A 22,921-nucleotide genomic window follows, 5' to 3' on the forward strand; every position below is an offset into this window, starting at 1 on the left:
GCTGTCCGCCGGATAATGTAGTCTTTATGTGATGATGTGCGGAACAGCCAAATTTTTTCAGTATAGAATTCAGGCAGCTTGGATGGATTAAGTACCGCAATACGGTTCCTGAACTTTTCTCTTACACAGTCAGGGAGTACTGCACGTATATAGCCACAAACTTAATAAGGTTAAATCAATTTGGAGAGAAAATGCGGCAGAGGATAATTGTTTGCCCGGTTATACAAAATGAGGGCGAGTTTCTACTTTGTAAAATGGCTTCGGATCGTGGGGTTTTCCCGGGGCAGTGGGCTCTGTCTGGTGGAGGAGTTGAACCTGGGGAAACGATCGAAGTTGCTCTCAGACGCGAAATCATGGAGGAATTAGGAGAGGAACTTATTATCACTGACATCACACCATGGACTTTTCGTGATGATACCCGGATTAAAACGTATCCGGACGGCACCACCGAAGAAATTTACATGATTTATCTTATATTCGATTGTATTAGTGCTAATCGGGATATTACGTTCAACGAAGAATTTCAGGAAGTAATCTGGGTGCGACCTGAAATGTTGAAAACGATGGATTTAAATGAGGCGACTCGGATCACTTTTACCCAGAAAGGGGTTCTGTAAAGGATTATCGTCAGCATTATGGCTAGGGAAAGTTGTTGATTATTGGAATAATCTAATAAGAGAGAAAACCCGGCGCCTTCCGACTCCGGGTTTACGGTATTACTTCCCGCCTTGGGCCTTCACAATGGCCGCCTGCAAATCTTCGGCAGACACGGCTCCCGGCAGCACGGTGGTGTTTTCAGCGGTCGCGCCGCTGGTTGGCATCACCACGAAACCTGGCGTGCCGCTGAAGCCCAGCGTACGTGCCAGTTCATCGTTCGAGGCGATGGCTTCGTGCGTTGCTTTACGCTGTGCGTCGGTCGGTGCTGTGGCTTTGGCGGCTTTCACTGCGCCCGCGATGTCGGCATCGGTCAGTTTACCTTCGTCATGGCCGGTGCGGTAAATGCTGTTGTGGTAATCAAAGTACGCCTGAGCGCCTTTTTCTTTCCAGATTGCCATACCGGTTTCAGCCGCAGAGATGGACGCTTTCCAGCGGTCACCGAAGATTGGCCATTCTTTAAAGACGAAACGCACGTTCGGATTGGCTTTCACGGTCTGCTCAACCAGCGGCGCCATGTGGCTGCAATACAGGCACTGGTAATCGAAGAATTCCACGAATGCCACTTTGGCATCTTTCGGGCCGTAGCTTGGGGTCGCCGGGTCATTCACCAGCGCTTTGGCGTTTGCCAGCACTGCACTCAGGGTTTGCTGTTGTTGCTGATCCGCCTGCTGTGCCTGCAATTTCTGGCTGACCTGCACCAGAATTTCCGGATGCTGCAACATGTAATCCGCCGCAATTTTACCAATGGCTTCCTGCTGCGCCGGGGTGAAATCTGCGGTTGCGCTGTCGGCAGCAAAAGCCAGCGTCGGCGCCAGCACCAGAGAAGCCAACAGAGTCATCGTCTGACGTTTCATCAAAAATCCTTAAAGTGAAATACGGGGAAAATCGGACAGTTGCCTTCAAAAGTAGAGGAATTTGGCCGGATTTGCAGGTTAAAAATTGTCATTTTTTATAAATATAAGGGCAGGAACGGCGGAAATAAAAAAGCCACGTACGCGATGACGTGGCTTGTTTGAAAACGATGGTCTGGCTTAGTTGCTGAAATCGCCCTGGGCGACTTTCTGCGCCTGAAGCAATGTCTGTTGTTTGCCGACCAGATTGGACATCATGGTGTTGTATTGTGTTGCCTGCTGCTGCGTCGGGAACTGTACGCCGCCATTGGCAAACGCGACCTGAGGGCCCTGTTGTTGCAGATAATCACCGACAGAGACGATATCCTGCGTGAAGCTTTGCAGCGCTGGCACCAGAGGCGTCAGCACGTTCGCTGGCTGGGTGACAACCGTGTTGTACACCTGGCCGTAAACCGCCTTCAGATCATCCGGTTGTTTCAGTGCAGCCATCGCTGTATCGGCTTTCACTTTTGAATCACGCAACTGTGCATTCAGCATACTCAGCGTGCTGGCTGCCTGTTGCAATGCGCTGCGCTGGGTCATGTAATCCTGCGGAGTACGCACCTGACCAATCGCGCTGACCACCGGTACCAGGCTGCCATCAACGGCGCCTTTCATCTGGCGGGAGAATGACAGGATAATGCCGTAGTCGTTCGCGTAATTACCAAAACGTTGTTTCTGATCTTCACTCAGCGAAGGCAAATTTTGCCCGCTGCGCATGACGGTATTTTGCAAATAATCGATAAAGGCTTTGCGTTGTTCCGGTTCTTTATCGCCACAGGCAGTGAGCTGGAAAACGACCAGCAATGCGATAAACGGCGCCAGCCAGCGAGAAAATACACCGCTTCTGATCCCTACAGCCATGAGTCCTGACTCCTGATTTCAATGTTCTTCTTCCGGCCAGTTCCCTGCCGATGCTGTGCATTCCATGCGGGTTATAGGATAGAACAATTGGGGGGAGAACGCTTTTTAAAAAAGCGTAGAAAAGTTTTAAATTTGAAGTTCAAGGTCAGGATCAACACCGCGGGCTCGCCGCCCACACTGGCCCAAAGGGTTTTAAACGAAACCCTTTGGGATCCTGCGTTTTTAAACTGCGCGCTCTGCTCGCTGGCTATGTTTCAGCTATCACTGTGACAGGCTGGAAATCTTGCCGCTGCGCGGTCTCTTCTCTCGGTACTGGAGCCTCTGGTCTCCAGTCCGCTCCGCTCAGCAAGATTTCTGAATCGCCCGCAGCTTTTTAAAAAATAAAGAAAGTAAGGTTGTGAAGTCAAAGCCTGAGGCCGGTTCCAAAATACCGCCGGAGGAGAGGTGCAAAACCGCGTGTTTTTTTACGCGGGTTGTAACCCGAACGGAGGGCACCGCGCAGCGGCGGAATTTTGCGGCTGTCGCCACGGCAGCTGAAACATAGTCAGCGAGCAGAGCGCGCTGTGAGAAAACGCGGGAGTCCAGAGGGAGAAGGTTTATTCTCCCTCTGGTCGGTGTGGGCCGATGCCCACGACCTTGACTTTGATTTTGACTTTAAAAAGTCAACTGCTTACTGAAGCAGCGAAATATCCGCGACTTGCAGGAACAGCTCCCGCAGTTTAGACAACAGCGTCAGACGGTTGATACGCACCGCTTCGTTCTCATCCATTACCATCACGGTATCAAAGAACGTATCGACGGTTTCGCGCAGCGCAGCCAGTTCCACCAGCGCTTCTTTGTACTCACCGGCCGCAAACAGCGGTTCCAGTTTGTCGCGCAGAACCACCAGATGCGTCGCCAGTTTCAGCTCAGCAGGTTCTTTCAGCACGGACGCGTGAACGTGATCCAGCAGAACGTCGGTGGATTTCGCCAGAATGTTGGACACACGCTTGTTGGCCGCAGCCAGCGTTGCCGCTTCATCGAGCGTACGGAAGTAGCTCACCGCTTTCACGCGCGCATCGAAATCTGCCGGTTTGGTCGGACGACGTGCCAGCACAGCCTGAATAGTATCGACCGCGTGACCTTCTTCCTGATACCACGCGCGGAAACGACCGAGCATGAAATCAACCACTTCATCGACAACCTTGGCGTTAGTCAGCTTGTCGCCGTACAGGCGCACGGCTTCTTCGGTCAGGGTTTGCAGATCAAGCGGCAGGTTTTTCTCAACGATGATACGCAGAACACCGAGCGCGGCACGACGCAATGCGAACGGGTCTTTATCGCCTTTCGGATGCTGTCCGATGCCGAAGATACCGGCCAGGGTGTCCATCTTGTCAGCGATTGCCAGCGCGCACGCTACCAGCGAAGCCGGTAACTCGTCGCCCGCAAAGCGTGGCTGATACTGTTCGTTCAGGGCTACCGCGACTTCTTCCTGCTCGCCGTCGTGACGCGCATAGTGCATGCCCATCACGCCCTGCGTGTCGGTGAATTCGAAGACCATGTTGGTCATCAGGTCACATTTTGACAGCAGACCGGCGCGTTTGGCGTTCTCAACGTTGGCACCGATTTTCTCAGCGATCCAGCCTGACAGCGCCTGAATACGGTCGGTTTTGTCGCGCAGCGTACCCAGCTGTTTCTGGAACAACACGGTTTCCAGACGCGGCAGGTTATCTTCGAGACGTTTTTTGCGGTCGGTGTTGAAGAAGAATTCGGCATCGGCCAGACGCGGACGCACCACTTTCTCGTTACCGGAAATGATTTGCTGCGGATCTTTCGACTCGATGTTAGCCACGAAGATAAAGTTCGGCAGAAGTTTGCCCGCAGTGTCGTACACCGGGAAATACTTCTGGTCGCCTTTCATGGTGTAAACCAGCGCTTCAGCCGGAACCGCCAGGAATTTCTCTTCGAATTTCGCGGTCAGCACCACCGGCCATTCGACCAGAGACGCCACTTCTTCCAGCAGGCTTTCGCTCAGATCGGCGATGCCGCCAATCTCTTTCGCCGCTTTCTCCGCATCCTGTTTGATCAGCGCTTTACGCTGTTCGTAATCCGCAATGACTTTGCCGCGTTCCATCAAAATCTGTGGATACTGATCGGCGTTGTCGATGGTGAATTCAGGCTCGCCCATGAAGCGGTGACCGCGAACCGTGCGGGCAGAATCGATACCGAGGATTTTCGCCGGGATCAGCTCATCGCCTAACAGCAGCGTGACGGTGTGAACCGGACGCACAAACTGCACGTCGGAATCGCCCCAGCGCATCAGTTTAGGGATTGGCAGTTTAGACAGTGAAGTGGCGATCATCGCTGGCAGCAGTTGTTGCGCGCTTTCGCCTTTGACGTGCGCACGGTAAACCAGCCATTCACCTTTGTCGGTGACCAGACGATCGGCCTGATCAACGGTGATACCGCAACCGCGAGCCCAGCCTTCAGCGGCTTTGCTTGGATTGCCTTCGGCATCGAATGCCTGCGCGACAGCCGGGCCGCGTTTTTCAACTTCGCGGTCAGCCTGAGATTCATGCAGACCGGAGACTTTCAGCGCCAGACGGCGCGGAGCTGCAAACCATTTTACGTCGCCGTGTGGCAGGTTCGCCGCATCCAGCTCCGCAGTCAGGTTAGCGGCAAAAGATTCAGCAAGGCTGCGCAGAGCCTTCGGTGGCAGTTCTTCCGTGCCGATTTCCACCAGAAATGTTTTTTCAGTCATTGACTTATCTCACTTCTCGTTCTTTTTGCACATCGGGAAGCCCAGCACTTCGCGGGAAGCGTAATACGCCTCAGCTACCGCTTTAGTCAGGGTACGGATGCGCAGAATGTAGCGCTGACGTTCAGTCACAGAAATCGCTTTACGCGCGTCGAGCAGGTTGAAGCAATGGGCCGCTTTCAGGATGCGCTCGTACGCCGGCAGTGCCAGTGGCTTTTCGAGTGCCAGCAGGGTTTGCGCTTCTTTCTCGTGCTGTTCAAAACAGGAGAACAGGAAATCGACGTCGGCGTATTCAAAGTTATACGTCGATTGCTCCACTTCGTTCTGATGGAACACGTCGCCGTAGGTGGTTTTACCCAGCGGACCGTTGCTCCAGACCAGATCGTAAACGCTGTCCACGCCCTGGATGTACATCGCCAGACGTTCCAGACCGTAAGTGATTTCGCCGGTTACCGGTTTACATTCCAGGCCGCCGACCTGCTGGAAGTAAGTGAACTGCGTCACTTCCATGCCGTTCAGCCACACTTCCCAGCCAAGACCCCAGGCGCCGAGCGTCGGGTTTTCCCAGTTGTCTTCAACGAAGCGGATATCGTGGATCAGCGGATCAAGACCCAGCTCTTTCAGCGAGCCGAGATACAGCTCCTGAATGTTTTCCGGTGAAGGTTTGATCATCACCTGGAACTGATAATAGTGCTGCAGACGGTTAGGGTTTTCGCCGTAGCGGCCGTCGGTCGGACGACGTGATGGCTGAACATACGCTGCCGCAAAAGGCTCAGGGCCGAGTGCGCGCAGGCTGGTCATCGGGTGCGAGGTGCCCGCGCCGACTTCCATATCCAGCGGTTGAACAATGGTGCAGCCCTGCTGCGCCCAATAATCTTGCAGTGTCAGGATCAGGCCCTGAAATGTCTTGGTATCAAACTTTTGCATGTTGGATTCGCACGCGAGAAAGTGGGTGTAAAGAGAGTGCGACAGTATACCCGCTGCACGGAAGATAATCAGCCAGAATGACACATCAGTTCAGCCAGATTTGCTTTCGGGACGCCAGTATTTAGCGCTTCTGAGCCAGTTTATACGCTTCGTTGCCTTCGCGTTTACCCACCGCGACAACGGTCACGATGATTTCCTGATCTTCTACCTGATACACCAGGCGATAACCAAGACTCTTTAATTTGATTTTATAGCGGTTATTTTTAGGGCCACATAAGCGGGCAGAAACCACGTGAGGATTCTCCAGCCGCTCGGCCAGTTTCTTTTTAAATTGCTCCTTGAACGTTGGGGCAAGTGCTTTCCATTCTTTTAAAGCTGATTTGAAAAAATTGAGTTTATAAGTCATCCAGTGTCAGCCTTATCCTTTCTTCACCCTGCCGCGCATCCATTATGCGGTTCAATTCAACGTCTTCTGCAAGACTCAGAAAATAGGCGTAAACATCGGGCGGAACGCAATAAAAAGCGGGCTCGTTACGATTGAGTATCGCCACCGCTTCGCCTTCGCCTGCACTAAATGTTCCCATCGGGTCGCGTTTTAGTTCAGTAATACTGGCGGCTGAGGAAGTGAGTATTTCAAACGGCATAGCTTTTCTCCTTTTTTCATACTATGCCGTCAGTATAGCTTTTAAAGACATCCTTTAAAGCACTCTTAATAATATCTTTTAAAACCGCGCACTGATCCCAGCGTTATAGGAAGTTTGCTCGCCGGAATCCAGCCCGGTGGTTTGAGAAATAGCCGCAAATGCTGAAATGCTGTGGGTGATTTGCACGTTTAAGCCTGCGGTCATATCAATCCAGTCGTCATCCTGCTCGCCGGTGGTGCGGCTGAACCGCGTGCGGGTGGATTTGATCGCGCCGGTGGTGGTGTAGGTTTTATCCCCAAACTGCCGGTCATACGTTACCTGCGCGTACGGATTAACGATGCCGAGTTCGGCATTTACACGCCAGCCCAGTGCGCCGATTTGTGAATGGGAAGTCTGATCGCCAAAGCGCATTGAGGTGCTGTTATTCCCCTTCTCGCTGTAACCGTCAACACTGCTGTAATCCCAGCTGTATTGCGCCACTGGCCCGGTTTTCAGCACCGGCAGCACCGGGAAATCCCAGCCTGCGGTGACGCGTCCGCCGATCTGTTTACCGTCGGTATCACCACGTTCGGTACGGGTGGTGGGTCCGAGGGTGATGCGGCGTTTGATGTCGTCATAATTGAGCGAACCGTAATGCAAATCGCCGTTGATCCAGCCATTTTCGGCGATTTTAATACCCGTGAATGCGGTCGCCATCCAGCCGCGCGTGCGGTAGCTGTAGTGATCGGTCGGATCGTCTTTATCATCGGAACCGGAAAGCATCAGCCCCATCATCCAGCGATCGGTAATCTGATAATCCATGCCGATATTCAGCGAGTTAGATGTCAGGTCGCCATCGCCCAGACCCATCGACGGACTGAATTTGCTGTCCGCACTTTGCCCGGCGTAGCCGCCAAACATGCCGAAAGTGCCGGCGTCATTATCCTGCGTGCGCAGCTGCTGATAACGGCTGTCGAGCAATCCCTGCGTATTTCTCGCCAGCGCCAGTGACCCCTGACTCAGCGCCGAGGCTTCCAGCGGGCCGTCGATCACCGACTGCATATACTGGGCAATCAGCGCGTGTGCCTGAGGTGTCGGGTGGAAATGGTCCGAAAACAGGAAAGCTTTACTGGTGTCGAAGCCCGGCAGGTTCGAGGTACATTCCGACGCGGATGTCCCGACCGGACAGGCGGTACCGGCAGTATTGGCGAAACCGTATAACGCCGGATCGGCCACCACTTCGTTGAACAGCCCGTTGATATCCACACGCGCAATATTGCCGCCGGTTTTCGCCAGCGCGATATCTTCGGTGGTGTTGTAAGTGTCTGTCAGACCGCCAGCCACGTCTTTCAGCGCGTCATAAGCCGCTGCCAGCCCTTTGGCGATCACGTCCTGCACCAGCGGAATACCGGAGCCTTCCGCCGCAGCGGCTGCCAGCGCATTGTGAATGGCTTCGGTGCGGGCATCGGCATTCGGCGTATTTTGTGCATTGAGATACTGATATGCCGCTTCCAGCGCCTGTTGCTGCACCGGCAGTAATCCGACCTGTATCACGCCTTCCATCAGCACCGGCGTCAGACCGATATTCGGCACCGTTGGCACCACGACCGTTCCGGCTCCGGCTTTCAGTAAGTCGTTCACCTGCGAGGCCGCCTGCGTCGCGCTGTTGGTGGCAATTTCAACCGCCGTGATCGGGTTCAGGCTCAGCGCCGCAGCGGCCAGATCGTTGCCGCCAATCCAGTGCACATACAGCCCGTTCGGGTCGGCTTTGCCGCCGGTCGAGGCCAGATAGCTTTTGACCTGATCCTGGGTGGTGTAGTCAGAATCCAGCCCCGGTACCGCGACGCCGCCGCCTTCGGCATAGTTCAGGCCGCCTTTTGAGGACGGCGTTAACGTTGTGCCGATGTTATTCGCCAGGATTTCGTCATAGAGCTGATGTGAGCTGCTGTCGAAGGTCCAGCGGCCAATATTGCCGGTATCACTCAGGCTGTCGCCGAAAACATAAAGCTGGTCAAAAGCCTGCGCAGGAGCCTGCATTCCCAGGCACAGTGCCACCGCGAATGCCCCTTTCGTCAGCCGTAAAATGGACGTCTTTTTTCCGGTCATAAGTGTGATATCCCTGATAGATCGGTGTCGCAACGCTATGATTGAATGTAAGGATTGCGTAATAAGTGGCTTTAAATATTGTTCAGATCCGACCAGCGTCAAGGCAGAGGTTCAGAAATTGCGACGTTGCAGAGTTATCCGAGAAGCCACACACTGACGCCACGCATTTCAGCCTCTTATAAGGACAACAGAATGGCGACCACCCGATGCAGCTGGGTTTCGAAAGAGCCGGTTTACCTCGAATATCACGATAAAGAATGGGGCGTTCCGGTTCAGGATGGACGCGAACTGTTTGAAATGCTGTGTCTCGAAGGCCAGCAGGCAGGCCTGTCGTGGATCACCGTACTGAGAAAGCGTGAGAATTATCGTCAGAACTTCCATAATTTTGACCCCAAACGTATCGCGAAAATGACCGATGACGATGTGGAACGTCTGGTGCTCGACGCGGGTATTATTCGTCACCGTGGCAAAATCAAAGCCATTATCGGCAACGCACAGGCGTATCTGGCGATGCAGGCCAGCGGGGAGGACTTCTCAGAATTCATCTGGAATTTTGTCGGCGGTCAACCGGTCATCAATAATCCCCCCGGCCCCGAAGGCGTTCCGGCGAAAACGGCGGTGTCAGATGCCATGTCCAAAGCGCTGAAAAAGAAAGGTTTTAAATTCATCGGATCCACGATTTGTTATGCCTTTATGCAGGCCGCCGGGCTGGTGAACGATCATCAGTCGTATTGCTTCTGCCATCCCGCGAATCAGCCGTCATGATCCGCGCTGCGCAGCCCGGCGATACCGAAGCCATTCTGATGCTGTGGCTGCGCAGCTCATTACTTTCCCATCCTTTTATCGCCGATTCTTACTGGATTGAAAGCCTGCAAATGGTCAGGGAAGAGTTTCTGCCCAAAGCGCGCGTCTGGGTAGATTGCGATGCGAATGATGTGATTTGCGGATTTATCGGCGTACTGAATCAGCAGTTTATCGGTGCGCTGTTTGTCGAAGAATCCCATTACGGCGATGGCACCGCACAACGGCTGATGGGCGCCGCGAAAGAGGAATATCCGGTGCTGCTGCTGGAGGTCTATCAGCAAAATCACCGCGCTGTCGCGTTCTATCACAAGGAAAAGTTTGAAATCTCCGCCCGCACCCGCCATCCCGGCACTGACTTACCGACCTATATCCTGCGCTGGTTCCGGCCCCTTTCTGAATAAGTTCCTGAAACCGGTAAAAATACAAAAAGGGATATCCGGAATTCTCCTACTGCTTAACATCGCGAAATTGCGCATAAAGAGCGCCAGAACGCCGCAGGACTGATGTCCTCCCGTTGCATTTGTTTATGTTTTGACACCTTTTTCTGTGCAACTTCTCAGAAAGCGCGAAGTCATAATGCAGCGGTTAAGTTCTGAATAATAAACATCCTGAAGGAAATAAGATGAGCAAAAGATTAGTTGTGGTTGCGGGCGTACTTTGCGTCACCCTGGGCCTGTCGGCCTGTACCACTAACCCCTACACCGGCGAATCAGAAGCAGGGAAATCCGGCATTGGCGCAGGTCTTGGGGCCGCGCTCGGCGCAGGCGTCGGTATGCTGTCTTCTTCTAAACACGACCGCGGCAAAGGCGCGTTGATCGGTGCCGCAGCCGGAGCCGCACTGGGCGGCGGTGCAGGTTATTACATGGATGTGCAGGAATCTAAACTGCGCGACAAAATGAAAGGCACCGGCGTCAGCGTGACCCGTCAGGGCGATAACATCGTGCTGAACATGCCAAATAACGTGACCTTCGATACCAACAGCAGCACGCTGAAACCTGCTGGCGCTAACACGCTGACCGGCGTGGCGATGGTACTGAAAGAGTATCCGAAAACCGCCGTCAACGTCGTCGGTTACACCGACAGCACCGGCACCCGCGCGCTCAACATGAAGCTGTCGCAGCAACGTGCTGACGGCGTGGGCAGCGCGCTGATCACGCAAGGTGTTGAAGGCAGCCGTGTTCATACCACTGGCGCAGGCCCGGACAATCCGATCGCCAGCAACAGCACCGAAGCGGGCAAAGCGCAGAACCGTCGCGTTGAGATCACCCTCAGTCCGTTGCAGTAAATTTCGTCCTGCCCCTGATAAAAACGGAGCCACCCGGCTCCGTTTTCGCGTTTGTGATATTCTCCCGCCACGTGCCTTCCCACCTGTGTAACGGATGTGAGTATGTCTCTGAAAGCCATTGCGAAAGATCTCGGTCTCTCTGTCACCACCGTCAGCCGTGCGCTGAACGGGTACGATGACGTTTCAGCTGACACCAAAGCACGCGTTCAGGCGGCGGCAGATTTACGTGGCTACCGGCCCAACACCCTCGCCCGACGGTTGAAAATGGGTAAAATCGACGCCGTTGGCCTCATTTTCCCCTTCACTTCTCATCCGTTAAGCAATTCCGCGTTTATCGAAATGGTCGGCTGTATTACCCGCGAACTGGCAAAATATGAAATCGATTTACTGCTGGTGCCGGATGAACTGGGCACCTTTTCGTGGCGCAGACTCATCGAAAGTAAACGCGTCGATGCCATGCTGGTGGCGCATACGCTGGATAACGATCCGCGACTGCTGGATTTGCAGCAGCGTAATTTCCCGTTTCTGGCACTCGGGCGCAGCGGATGTCTGACGCAGGATTACGCCTGGTTTGATTTTGATAACCGCGCCGGTATGCAGATGGCGGTCAATCATCTCGCCGCGCTCGGGCATCAGCGCATCGCGTTTCTCGGCGAAAATAATCAGCAATCGTTTATCGGTCAGCGCTATCAGGGTTATCTCGACGGATTGCAGTCAAACGCCCTGCCACATCATCCTGATTACGTGCATAAAATCAGCCCGAGCCGCCGCGCCGGTTATCAGACCACACAGGCGCTGCTGGCCTTACCGGTGCCACCGACGGCGATCGTCTGCGACTGCAACATGCATGGCGAAGGTGCTGCGCTGGCGTTGCATGAAGCCGGATTACTGCTCAGCGGCGGTGTTTCCCTGATTATCTTTGACGGATTGCCGTGCGACAGCGTGCCCGATGTGGCTGTGACCGCTGTCCGTCAGGGCACGCGTGAAGCGGTCGGGTTACAAATCGCTACCATGACCATGGCGCTGATCCGCAACGAACCGCTGAAAAATTTGCAGGTTCTCTGGCAACCGGAATTGCAGGCGGGCGTCACCGTCCATCCACCACGCTGATATTTCCCCCTTAGATTATTTTTCCACCCTATATCACAGTTTTTAACCTTCACATTTCCCATCCGAAACGTTTCGGATCAATAGTTACTCCACCTGATCGCGTCTTATCAGCGCAAATCTTTCTGTGGAGGAGTGACTATATGGAAAACCAGATTGTTCATTTAACCGGCGGGCATACCAGCCTGATCGTCCGTTGCACGCCTTACGCCGAAATTCTTTACTGGGGAAACCGCCTCAGTCAGTTTTCCGCAGATGACATCATTTCGCTGAGCCGCGCCGTGCCCAATGGCCGGATTGATGTGGAAGCGCCGGTGAATGTCAGCGCGGACTCCGGACGCGGTTCTTTCGGCACACCGGGCGTGGAAGGCCATCGCGACGGACTGGACTGGTCACCGGTATTCAATACCACGCGGGTAAAGCACGACGAAAACCAGCTCACCATCACCACCGAAGACACGATCGCCGGGCTGCAATTTCGCAGCGAGTTGCGCCTCGATGACAGCGGCGTTTTGCAGGCGCGTAACGCGCTGACCAATCTCAAGCCTGGCACCTATCAGGTGACGCGGCTGGCCGTGACGCTGCCGCTGCCGGAACGCGCCGCCGAAGTAATGGCGTTTCATGGCCGCTGGATCAAGGAGTTTCAGCCGCACCGCACGCTGCTGGATCACGGCGGCATCATTCAGGAAAACCGGCGCGGTAAAACGTCTTCCGAATATTTCCCGGCGATGATGATCGGTCATCCGGGTTTCAGCGAAGAACAGGGCGAAGTCTGGGGGATGCATCTGGGCTGGAGCGGCAACCATCGTCTGCGCGCTGACATCAAAATCGACGGCCGGCGTCTGGTGCAGGCCGAAGCGTTGTATTTCCCCGGTGAACAACGGCTTGAACAAGGTGAAACGCTGGAAACGCCGTGGCTTTACGCCAGCTATTCCGCCAGCGGCCTGAACCGCATGAGTCAGCAATTCCACCGCTTTGTGCGCGAACAGATTTTGCGCTTCCCGGCTGAGAAACCGCGTCCGGTGCATCTCAACACCTGGGAAGGGATTTATTTCGATCACGATCCAGACTACATCATGCAGATGGCGACTGAGTCCGCCGCGTTAGGCGTGGAACGCTTCATTATCGACGACGGCTGGTTCCGTGGCCGCGACCACGACCGCGCCGCGCTGGGTGACTGGTATCTCGATGAGAAGAAATACCCGCACGGCCTGAAACCGGTGATCGACCACGTCAAAAATCTCGGCATGGAATTTGGTATCTGGGTCGAACCGGAAATGATTAACCCGGATTCCGATTTATATCGCGCCCATCCCGACTGGCTGCTGGCATTGCCCGGTTATCAGCAACCAAGCGGGCGTCATCAGTTCGTGCTCGATCTGAATAATCCGCAGGTCTTTGATTACCTGGTGGAGCGCATGAGCTGGCTGCTCGGCGAGCACGATGTGGATTACGTGAAATGGGACATGAACCGCGAAATCGTTCAGCCCGGTCACGAAGGCCGCGCGGCGCTGACGGCACAAACGCATGAGTTTTACCGTCTGCTGGATGTGCTGGGCGAACGCTTCCCGCACATCGAGTTTGAATCCTGCGCGTCCGGCGGTGGCCGTATTGATTTCGAGGTGCTCAAACGCAGCCATCGTTTCTGGACATCTGACAATAACGACGCGCTGGAGCGGCAGAAAATTCAGCGTGGCATGAGCTATTTCTTCCCGCCGGAAGTGATGGGATCGCACATCGGCAACAAGCTGTGCCACGCCACATCGCGCCAGCACAGCATTGAATTCCGCGGCCTGACGGCGTTGTTCGGTCACATGGGCATTGAGCTGGATCCGGTGAAAGAAGGCGAGGCGGAGCGCGCCGGTTTTGCGAAATACACCCGCCTGCATCAGCAGCTGCGCCCGTTATTACACAGCGGTGATGTTTACCGCGTGGATACGCATGACGAGACGATGCTGATTAACGGCGTGGTCAGTAAAAACGCCGGCAGCGCGGTATTTCTGATCAGCCAGCTGGCGATGCCGACCTGGTCATTGCCCGGATCGTTACGGGTGCCGGGGCTGAAACCTGAAGCACGTTATCGCGTGACGGTGCTGGATGAACCGACGTTGCTGAAAGGCGGCGGCAGCGGTCACACCATGCGCGTGCAACCGGCCTGGCTGCATGAATCGCCGGTGCTGAGCGGTGAATGGCTGGCGAATGCCGGGCTGGCGTTGCCGGTGCTGGATCCGGAAAGCGCTCTGCTTCTGGGCTTCGAAGAAATCAGATAACAACAAAAAACGCCGGTACGACAGTGCCGGTTTTCATGGTTTCGGCAAGGAAATCACTATGAACCCTACACAAACTTCCGATCGTTGCTTCTATAAAAACAATACTAACTTCTGGATATTCGGCAGCTATTTCTTCCTCTATTTCTTCATTATGGCGACCTGTTATCCGTTTTTACCGATCTGGCTTTCTGACGTGATCGGCCTGAGTAAAACGGAAACCGGCATCGTGTTTTCCAGCATGTCGCTGTTCGCTATTCTGTTTCAGCCGATATTCGGCATCATCTCTGACAAGCTCGGCCTGAAAAAACATCTTCTGTGGGTCATCGCCGTGCTGCTGTTCCTGTTTGCGCCGTTCTTCATTTACGTCTTCGCGCCGTTGTTAAAACTGAATATTGTGCTCGGGGCCATTCTCGGCGGCGCCTATATCGGTTTCGTGTTCGCGGGCGGTTCCGGCGCAACTGAGGCGTATATCGAAAGAGTCAGCCGCAACAGCTCATTTGAATACGGCAAGGCGCGGATGTTCGGTTGTTTCGGCTGGGGAATTTGCGCCTCGACGGCGGGCGTGCTGTTTAACATCAATCCGGACATCGTTTTCTGGATGGGTTCCGGCGCGGCGATCATTTTGATGATTTTGCTGCTGATTGCCCGCCCGCAGGAAAACAAAAACGCGCAGGTGCTGGATAAACTCGGTGCCAATCAGCCGCAATTCTCGCTGAAAACGGCGGCGTTGTTACTGAAAGAGCGCAAACTGTGGATGCTGATTTTGTATGTAATTGGCGTGGCCTGCGTGTATGACGTGTTTGATCAGCAGTTCGCGACGTTCTTCAAAACCTTCTTTGCTTCTCCGCAACAGGGCACGGAAATGTTCGGCTACGTCACCACCGCCGGTGAGTTGTGTAACGCGCTGATTATGTTCTGTTCTCCGTGGATTATTAACCGCATCGGCGCAAAAAATACGTTGCTGCTGGCGGGTACGATTATGTCGATCCGCATTGTTGGTTCGTCATTTGCGACCACGGCCATCGAAGTGATCCTGCTGAAAATGCTGCACGCGCTGGAAGTGCCGTTCCTGCTGGTCGGGGTGTTCAAATACATCACGCAGATTTTTGACGTCCGGTTCTCGGCGACCATTTATCTGATCGGATTTAACTTTGCCAAACAGCTGGCGGCGATTTTCCTCTCCGCCTTCGCTGGTAACCTGTACGACCGCATCGGCTTCAGCGATACCTATCTGATCCTCGGCGGTATTGCCTTTGGCGTGACGATCATTTCGGCCTTTACGCTGAGCAGCAGACCGAAGTCCGATGCGGTTTCCGGCGTCCAGACGGCAGAAGGATTGCGCTGACTTACGGGATGCAGCCTTTCGGCACTCTGTGCTAGTCTCCGTGGGACAAGCATGAGGGGAGAAAGGCTGTGAGTAAAAAACAGGAACCGGGCGCGGCGGTTCGGGCAACGATACGTGACGTCGCCAGCGCCGCTAAAACGGGTAAAACCAGCGTTTCACGTTATCTCAACGGTGAACAACACCTGCTGTCCGATTCGCTGAAAGAGCGCATCGGGCGGGCAATCTCCCTGCTCGATTATCAGCCGAGCCAGATGGCGCGCAGCCTGAAAAGCGGCCAGACGCGTCTTATCGGGCTGATCCTCGCTGATATTACCAATCCCTATTCTGTCGATGTGATGCGCGGCGTTGAAGCTGCCTGCCGTCAGGAAGGGCTGACGCTGCTGGTGTGCAATACCAACAACGAGCTGGATCAGGAAAAGCATTACCTGCAACTGCTCAGCAGTTATCGCGTGGATGGCATTGTGGTGAACGCCGTGGGCATGCGTGAAGCGGCGATTTCCACGCTGCAACAGGCCAATTTACCGATGGTGCTGATTGACCGCAAAGTCGCGAATTTCGCCTGCGACGTCATCGGCCTGAAAAACGTCGAAGCCACACAGATGATGACCGATCACCTCGTAAAGCAGGGTTTCGAAGCACTGCTTTTCGTCAGCGAACCCGCCACCGTCAATACCCGTTTCGACCGCCTGCGCACGTTCCTGCAACGGATGCAGCAATCCCCGCAACTGACGGGGGAACAGGGTGAGATTGAGCTGTATAACACCGAAGGGCTGGACAATTTGCTGCGCGAATTTGTCGCACGACACGCAGATAAACACAAAGCGGTGATGTGCGTGAATGGCGCACTGACGTTACAGGTCGCGCGCGCCATGCAGCGGCTGAATCTCCGCTGGGGGCCGGACATCGGTTTATCCGGTTTCGATGAACTGGTGTGGGCCGATCTGGCGGGCGTCGGCATTACCACCCTCAAACAACCCACTTACGACATGGGCGTGGCGGCGCTCAGACAACTGGTGACCCGCATTCAGGGCAATACTGAGCCGGTTAAAGACCTGGAGTTCTCCGGCGAACTCATTGCGCGCGGTTCTACCGCAGCTCGCTGATCCCTTTTACTTCCCGATTTCCTGCCCGTTCTTCGTGAGCGGGATCATATTTTCGGGCTTTTGTTCTGTCGTATGGAACCGGTTCCAATTAGGTTGTATAAAACGAAACAAAACGTTAACAACGGCACGACGTCTCATTTGCTTGACTAAAATGAGGTGTCGAAATGATTGCCTGCACCTTATTGGCAGCGCGCCCACACAGGAAAAACGTTCATGAAAAGAGAAATCGTCATTGTCACCGCCGCCTACGGCAACAGCGTGGTGAAAGACCTCGGTGGACAGGCTGAACTGCTTTCTGTCATTGCCGCGGCAAAAGCCGATGGCGTGGAAATCCGCCGTGAATTGTTCTCCCCGCAGGAGCTGGATACGTTACCGGCGCTGGCGGAAAAAATTCAGCATCACGGATTGTTTGCGGTTTACTCGGTGCCCTTCCCGCTGTTTTTGATGGGTGGCGAGCTTAATCCTGATGCACCACAATATTTTGAAGAGGCGCGCATTCTCAATGCCCGCACGATTAAGTTTTCACTCGGTGAATTTGAACCGGGTCAGGATCTGACACCGCTGAAAGTGGTGCTGGCATCCAGCCCGGTGAAGCTGGTAGTGGAGAACGATCAGACCCCGGAATGCGGAATTCTGTCGCGCATCAATGCCTTCATGTTTGCTGCGGAATCCCTGCATTTGCCATTGAGTATGACTTTCGACATGGCCAACTGGCTGTGGGTCGGACAGGATCCGGCGATTGCCGCTGAGCGTCTGGCACGTCATGTCGGTTATGTCCATGTGAAAGCAGCGGAAAAACGTGCCGGTAAATGGCATGCCGTGGCGCTCGATAACAGCGATGGCAGCTGGGAACCTTTATTGAAAATGTTGCCTCAGGATGTTCCGCGCGGCATCGAATTCCCGCTTGAAGGGGATGATTTGACCGCCGTAACGCGCCATTACGTGGACGTTTTGCGCGGCTGATTTCGCGGCACCCTCACCGGTGCGGGGAAGGCTGAGGCATTATCAGGAGATACCGTTATGAACAAGTCCAGACTGGCCTCGCGCCGCTGGTGGTACATCATGCCAATCGTGTTCATCACTTACAGTCTGGCGTATGTCGACCGCTCAAACTTCAGTTTCGCGTCGGCGGCCGGTATCAATGATGATCTTCACATCACCAAAGGCATGTCCTCCCTGCTCGGTGCCCTGTTTTTCCTCGGCTACTTTTTCTTCCAGATCCCCGGCACGATTTATGCCGAACGGCGCAGCGTTAAGAAACTGATTTTCTGGTGTTTATTGCTGTGGGGCGGTTTTGCTTCGCTGACCGGCGTGGTGACGAATATCCCGATGCTGGCGGTGATCCGCTTTGCCCTCGGCGTGGTGGAAGCCGCTGTCATGCCCGCTATGCTGGTGTACATCAGCAACTGGTTTACGAAATCCGAACGCTCGCGCGCCAATACGTTTTTGATTTTGGGTAATCCGGTCACGGTGCTGTGGATGTCGGTGCTTTCCGGCTATCTGATCAAATCGTTTGGCTGGCGGGAAATGTTTATCTTTGAAGGCATTCCGGCGGTGATCTGGGCGATTATCTGGTGGTTCAGCGTCAAAGATAAACCCGAAGAAGTCAGCTGGCTGAGTGAGCAGGAGAAAAAAGCCCTGGCCGAACAGCTGGAAAAAGAACAGAAAGACATTCAGGCAGTCGGCGGTTACCGCGAAGCCTTCCGCTCGCGAAATGTGATTTTCCTCTGTCTGCAATATTTCTTCTGGAGCATCGGCGTGTATGGCTTTGTGCTCTGGCTGCCGTCGATTTTGCGTGACGGTAAGTCGATGGGCATGGTCGAAGCGGGCTGGTTGTCCTCGGCTCCTTATCTGGCAGCCACCATCGCGATGATTCTGGTGTCATGGGCATCAGACAAAATGCAAAACCGTAAGCTGTTTGTCTGGCCGCTGTTGCTGGTCGGCGCCCTGGCGTTCTTTGGATCCTGGGCCGCTGGCACAAACAATTTCTGGCTTTCGTACAGTTTACTGGTAGTCGCCGCGGCCGCAATGTATGCCCCGTATGGTCCGTTCTTTGCCATCATTCCTGAAATGCTGCCGAAGAATGTGTCCGGCGGCGCCATGGCCTTAATCAACAGTCTGGGTGCGCTGGGCTCGTTCTTTGGTTCCTGGTTTGTCGGCTATCTGAACGGCAGCACCGGAAGCCCGGCCGCCTCATTTATTTTTATGGCCGTCTCGCTGCTGCTTTCTGCGGGATTAACCCTGGTCGTCAGGCCACGAAAGGCCGCAATGAAACCGAAAGGGAAAGTTTCCTTAACCTGAAAATCTGAAAATACTCATTTAAAGAGTTGGAGTTTGTAATGAATAAGCCGTCAATTGTTCTGTACAAAAAACTGCCTGCCGATTTGCATCAACGCCTTGAAGAGCATTTTGCTATTACCGAATTCGATGGCATCACTGACAAAAACCGTGCGGAGGTTTTTGATGCTCTGCAAAACGCAGAAGGGCTGCTGGGTTCTGGCGGAAAAATCGATAAAGAGTTGTTCGACCATGCGCCACGCCTGCGTGGGGTTTCTACCATTTCCGTCGGCTACGATAACTTTGACGTGGCAGAACTGACCCGCCGCGAAATCCCGATGATGCACACACCGACGGCGCTGACCGATACCGTCGCTGATACCGTGATGGCACTGGTGCTATCTACCGCCCGCCGCGTGGTGAATGTGGCCGAGCGCGTAAAAGCCGGTGAGTGGAACGAAAACATTGGCGAAGACTGGTTCGGCATCGATGTTCACCACAAAACCATGGGTATCGTCGGCATGGGCCGTATCGGTCTGGCGCTGGCGCAACGTGCGCATTTCGGTTTCGACATGCCGATTTTGTATAACGCACGCAGCCAGCATAAAGAAGCGGAAGAGAAGTATGGCGCACGTAAATGCGAGCTGGACGAGTTGCTGAAAGAGTCTGATTTCGTCTGTATCTTGCTGCCAATGACCGAACAAACCTTCCATCTGATCGGTAAGGAAGAACTGGCGAAAATGAAATCCAGCGCGATTCTGGTCAGCGCAGGCCGTGGCCCGGTCATTGATGAACCGGCCCTGATCGAAGCACTGAAAGCCGGTACGATTTATGGCGCAGGCATGGACGTGTTCGAGACTGAGCCGCTGCCAAAAGATTCTCCGCTGCTGAGCCTGCCAAACGTGGTGGCGCTGCCGCATATCGGTTCCGCAACGCATGAAACCCGTTACGATATGGCGGCCTGCGCAGTGGATAACCTGATCGCCGCCCTGAAAGGTGACGTGAAACAGTTCTGCGTGAATCCGGAAGTTCTGAAGAAGTAAGATTAAGAGTGGGCAAGACCGGTCCGGGCGCAATCCTGTGGCCGGTCTCCCGATTATTCTTCGAAGGGTCAGAGGTACCTCATCAATATCTCTCTGATTTTTCCGTCAGCTTTTCTTGCATATATTTCGTTGTTAAACGCATGAAGACTGTTTTTCAGTGACAGCGTCGGGACATCGTCGGGTGCCAGGAGCTTAAAGGACAGGCTGCCAGTAAAGGCCTTTCTTCCGGCGACCATCGACTTAAATTTGTTGAGCAACTCTTCTCCCCCCAGTTCACGGGCACGGACTTTCAATCCTTTAATAAGAGGGTCTTTCCAGGTTTGCTTGTCGTAATAAGGTAAACGTTTTTTCAGTGACAAATAGTCGGAAAGGCTTTGATCGCCCGACATCATGCCGGTCTTGCTGATACTGGTCAGATTTTTAAACGTCGTGCCGGGAATGGTTTGGGTAATAACGATATGTACTTTTTTCTTCCCCGTACCGCGGGAAAAACCGTGGCACTGGAATATATTTTCGTCTTTCATGGTTGAATAATGACATTCAGAAAACAAATCATTATAAATTGACCCTGATAAGGATTCTTTGAGGTTTTTCAGCAATCGTTCAATACTTCCTTTTTCCCTGCACACCAGGACATAAGCTGAATTATTCGGTAAGCCACTGTCTTCTATCAACGAATTAATAATAAAAATCTGAGCGCAGGTTGTCACGGTATCAGAACTTAAATAGGCAAGATATAAACTACAATTTACCGGCAACGATAAGTTGTAACTATCCAGTAATTTAATGATTTCCTGTTTTGCTGATTTTTGTATATTGATAACTTCCTGCTCAGGCATGGGTAAATAACCCAACGATTTCTTAGTGAATCCGAGGCTCTGGACAATGATGTTTTCGAAGCACAGACTCAACAGGGCCGCTTTATAATCACGATCAGATGAAGCCGCATCCCGGGTGACATCCATTTCATCAATCAGAATAATGGTATTGCATGTTATTATTTCCAGCTGATAGAAAAGATCAGCCAGCACTGTCGATAATACATCGGGAGACAGGAGACTGTGGGGCGTCACAATAACCACCGGGTCATCATAATTCAATTTTTTACCCGGATTTAACACTTCCTTCCCCTGGATATTAATATATCTGGTTTTGGCATTTACCGTAATTAATGCCCCCTCAGACTGGGTGCTCCGCGCGATGTCTTTTATTTTCTTTCCCAGCGCATAGTCTCCTCCGCCTGCCGTAAAGATATTCAGTATAAGTATGCTTCTTTTCATTTTATCAACCTGATTTATATATTCTTAAACATAATTATGCCAAGGGAGAAAAAATATCATAAGCCGTTTTTTATTACTCCGTCATTAAGCATAAAGGGATCCGTTGAGGGATATTCCAAAAAATACAGTGAATGATTTTCCGTATTCATCTTTTTTAATACTTCTCCGCGTCAAAACCCGCTGGTCCGATTGCACTGTTTTGCTGCAGGCGTTATGGTGGAAGACACATTTTGATAACATACAAAGTTTTCTATGACGTTTTCTGCTTTCGGTGACAAATTTACCCGTTTTTCAGGCATCACACGCCTGATGGGCGATATGAATGACGGTCTGCGCACTCCTGGCGCCGTGATGCTGGGTGGCGGCAATCCGGCGCAAATTCCTGAGATGCAGGATTATTTCCAGACACTGCTGTCGGAAATGCTGACCGCTGGCAAGCTGACCGAAGCGCTGTGCAATTACGACGGGCCGCAGGGCAAAGATGTGTTGCGTCATGCGCTGGCAGAGATGTTACAGAAAGAGCTCGGCTGGCAGCTTGACGCGCAAAACATCGCACTGACCAACGGCAGCCAGAGCGCCTTCTTTTATTTGTTCAACCTGTTCGCCGGACGCCGTGCCGACGGGAGTATGTCAAAAGTGTTGTTCCCGCTGGCACCGGAATACCTCGGTTATGCCGACGCCGGTCTGGACGAAAATCTGTTTGTTTCAGCCAAGCCAAACATCGAATTGCTGCCGGAAGGCCAGTTCAAGTATCACGTCGATTTCGATCATCTGAATATTACTGATGATATCGGCCTGATCTGCGTTTCCCGTCCGACCAACCCGACCGGCAACGTGATTACCGACGAAGAGCTGATCCGCCTCGATGCACTGGCACAGCAGAAAGATATTCCGTTACTTATCGATAACGCCTATGGCGTGCCGTTCCCCGGCATTGTATTCACTGACGCGACGCCGTTATGGAACCCGAATATTATTCTGTGCATGAGTCTGTCGAAACTCGGCCTGCCGGGCTCACGCTGCGGCATCGTGATTGCCGATGAGAAAATCATCAAAGCGATCAGTAACATGAACGGCATTATCAGCCTGTCTCCGGGCAGCGTCGGACCGGCGATTGCCCATGAGATGATTGCGCGTGGCGATTTACTGCGCCTTTCAAACGAGGTCATCAAACCGTTCTATTTCCAGCGCGTGCAGGAAACTATCGCTACGCTGCGCCGTCATCTGCCGGAAGAACGTTGTCTGATCCACAAACCGGAAGGTGCGATTTTCCTGTGGCTGTGGTTCAAAGATTTGCCGATCACCACCGAAGTGCTGTATCAGCGCCTTAAACAGCGCGGTGTGCTGATGGTGCCGGGCGATTATTTCTTCCCGGGGCTGGAACATCCGTGGCCGCACACGCATCAATGTATGCGCATGAACTACGTGCCTGATGCGGATCAGATCGAGCGCGGCGTGAAGATTCTGGCGGAAGAAGTGGAAAAAGCGCACGCGGAAGGTTGAGAGTCGATTATCACTTATGAGTTTAGGTCTGGAAGAGGTGTTTAACCTTTTCCAGACCTTTTTTATAAGCGTAATCATTATTACTAAATAAAATAAATAC

General features: G+C 53.3%; 20 protein-coding genes. 12 read left to right on the forward strand and 8 right to left on the reverse strand.

Annotated elements, in window-relative coordinates:
* Positions 1 to 191: 191 nt before the first annotated feature.
* Positions 192 to 617 (forward strand): nucleoside triphosphatase NudI, encoded by a 426-nt coding sequence (nudI, locus tag EC840_RS18630; protein WP_129637761.1) that lies wholly within the window; start codon positions 192 to 194, stop codon positions 615 to 617.
* 99 nt (positions 618 to 716) lie between these two features.
* On the opposite strand, the gene EC840_RS18635 is transcribed toward nudI, so the two are convergent.
* From EC840_RS18635 to EC840_RS18665, 7 genes are all read right to left on the reverse strand, one after another.
* The gene (locus EC840_RS18635) at positions 717 to 1,511 is read right to left on the reverse strand and encodes a DsbA family protein (RefSeq protein ID WP_113876844.1); all 795 of its coding nucleotides are present in this window, start codon (positions 1,509 to 1,511) and stop codon (positions 717 to 719) included.
* Between the two features lie 177 nt (positions 1,512 to 1,688).
* Complete coding sequence (locus EC840_RS18640; RefSeq protein WP_113876842.1) at positions 1,689 to 2,411, reverse strand: DUF3053 domain-containing protein; 723 nt, start codon at positions 2,409 to 2,411, stop codon at positions 1,689 to 1,691.
* 670 nt (positions 2,412 to 3,081) lie between these two features.
* The gene (glyS, locus tag EC840_RS18645; RefSeq protein WP_132966564.1) at positions 3,082 to 5,151 is read right to left on the reverse strand and encodes a glycine--tRNA ligase subunit beta; all 2,070 of its coding nucleotides are present in this window, start codon (positions 5,149 to 5,151) and stop codon (positions 3,082 to 3,084) included.
* Between the two features lie 9 nt (positions 5,152 to 5,160).
* On the reverse strand, positions 5,161 to 6,075 hold the full coding sequence (glyQ, locus tag EC840_RS18650) for a glycine--tRNA ligase subunit alpha (RefSeq protein ID WP_056775883.1): 915 nt from the start codon (positions 6,073 to 6,075) through the stop codon (positions 5,161 to 5,163).
* Positions 6,076 to 6,196: 121 nt separating this feature from the next.
* Positions 6,197 to 6,481 (reverse strand): type II toxin-antitoxin system RelE/ParE family toxin, encoded by a 285-nt coding sequence (locus EC840_RS18655; protein WP_132966566.1) that lies wholly within the window; start codon positions 6,479 to 6,481, stop codon positions 6,197 to 6,199.
* Positions 6,471 to 6,719 carry a plasmid stabilization protein gene (locus EC840_RS18660; protein ID WP_013573376.1) on the reverse strand — a complete coding sequence of 83 codons (249 nt, stop codon included), beginning with the start codon at positions 6,717 to 6,719 and terminating at the stop codon, positions 6,471 to 6,473. Before EC840_RS18660 ends, EC840_RS18655 begins: the two co-directional genes overlap by 11 nt.
* Before the next feature lie 78 nt (positions 6,720 to 6,797).
* Complete coding sequence (locus tag EC840_RS18665) at positions 6,798 to 8,804, reverse strand: autotransporter domain-containing protein (RefSeq protein ID WP_132966568.1); 2,007 nt, start codon at positions 8,802 to 8,804, stop codon at positions 6,798 to 6,800.
* 192 nt (positions 8,805 to 8,996) lie between these two features.
* Between EC840_RS18665 and EC840_RS18670 the strand changes: the two genes are divergently transcribed.
* The 10 genes from EC840_RS18670 (at position 8,997) to ghrB (ending at position 20,038) form a co-directional block, all read left to right on the forward strand.
* Entirely contained in the window at positions 8,997 to 9,569 is a 573-nt protein-coding gene (locus EC840_RS18670; RefSeq protein ID WP_129637765.1) for a DNA-3-methyladenine glycosylase I, read from the forward strand.
* Positions 9,566 to 10,009 carry an N-acetyltransferase gene (locus EC840_RS18675; protein ID WP_132966570.1) on the forward strand — a complete coding sequence of 148 codons (444 nt, stop codon included), beginning with the start codon at positions 9,566 to 9,568 and terminating at the stop codon, positions 10,007 to 10,009. Before EC840_RS18670 ends, EC840_RS18675 begins: the two co-directional genes overlap by 4 nt.
* A gap of 221 nt (positions 10,010 to 10,230) precedes the next feature.
* Complete coding sequence (locus tag EC840_RS18680) at positions 10,231 to 10,893, forward strand: OmpA family lipoprotein (RefSeq protein WP_129637767.1); 663 nt, start codon at positions 10,231 to 10,233, stop codon at positions 10,891 to 10,893.
* A gap of 102 nt (positions 10,894 to 10,995) precedes the next feature.
* On the forward strand, positions 10,996 to 12,003 hold the full coding sequence (locus EC840_RS18685; RefSeq protein WP_112287238.1) for a substrate-binding domain-containing protein: 1,008 nt from the start codon (positions 10,996 to 10,998) through the stop codon (positions 12,001 to 12,003).
* A 140-nt stretch (positions 12,004 to 12,143) separates the two neighbouring features.
* Positions 12,144 to 14,270: an alpha-galactosidase gene (locus EC840_RS18690; RefSeq protein WP_132966572.1), complete on the forward strand. Its 2,127-nt coding sequence runs from the start codon at positions 12,144 to 12,146 to the stop codon at positions 14,268 to 14,270.
* 58 nt (positions 14,271 to 14,328) lie between these two features.
* Positions 14,329 to 15,615 carry an MFS transporter gene (locus EC840_RS18695; RefSeq protein ID WP_112287236.1) on the forward strand — a complete coding sequence of 429 codons (1,287 nt, stop codon included), beginning with the start codon at positions 14,329 to 14,331 and terminating at the stop codon, positions 15,613 to 15,615.
* Between the two features lie 68 nt (positions 15,616 to 15,683).
* Positions 15,684 to 16,718 (forward strand): LacI family DNA-binding transcriptional regulator, encoded by a 1,035-nt coding sequence (locus EC840_RS18700; RefSeq protein WP_113876831.1) that lies wholly within the window; start codon positions 15,684 to 15,686, stop codon positions 16,716 to 16,718.
* A gap of 213 nt (positions 16,719 to 16,931) precedes the next feature.
* A complete protein-coding gene (locus tag EC840_RS18705) occupies positions 16,932 to 17,681 on the forward strand; it encodes a sugar phosphate isomerase/epimerase (protein WP_132966574.1) in 750 nt (249 codons plus the stop codon).
* Between the two features lie 57 nt (positions 17,682 to 17,738).
* Complete coding sequence (locus EC840_RS18710; protein ID WP_112287233.1) at positions 17,739 to 19,019, forward strand: MFS transporter; 1,281 nt, start codon at positions 17,739 to 17,741, stop codon at positions 19,017 to 19,019.
* A 38-nt stretch (positions 19,020 to 19,057) separates the two neighbouring features.
* A complete protein-coding gene (gene ghrB, locus EC840_RS18715) occupies positions 19,058 to 20,038 on the forward strand; it encodes a glyoxylate/hydroxypyruvate reductase GhrB (RefSeq protein WP_112287232.1) in 981 nt (326 codons plus the stop codon).
* Positions 20,039 to 20,106: 68 nt separating this feature from the next.
* Here the strand turns inward: ghrB and EC840_RS18720 are convergent, their stop codons facing one another.
* Positions 20,107 to 21,318 (reverse strand): hypothetical protein, encoded by a 1,212-nt coding sequence (locus tag EC840_RS18720; protein ID WP_132966576.1) that lies wholly within the window; start codon positions 21,316 to 21,318, stop codon positions 20,107 to 20,109.
* 252 nt (positions 21,319 to 21,570) lie between these two features.
* Between EC840_RS18720 and EC840_RS18725 the strand changes: the two genes are divergently transcribed.
* A complete protein-coding gene (locus EC840_RS18725) occupies positions 21,571 to 22,821 on the forward strand; it encodes a valine--pyruvate transaminase (protein ID WP_132966578.1) in 1,251 nt (416 codons plus the stop codon).
* The last annotated feature ends 100 nt before the right edge of the window (positions 22,822 to 22,921 follow it).

It is taken from the genome of Rahnella sp. JUb53 (assembly GCF_004346065.1).
GTDB classification, from domain to species: Bacteria; Pseudomonadota; Gammaproteobacteria; order Enterobacterales; family Enterobacteriaceae; genus Rahnella; species Rahnella variigena.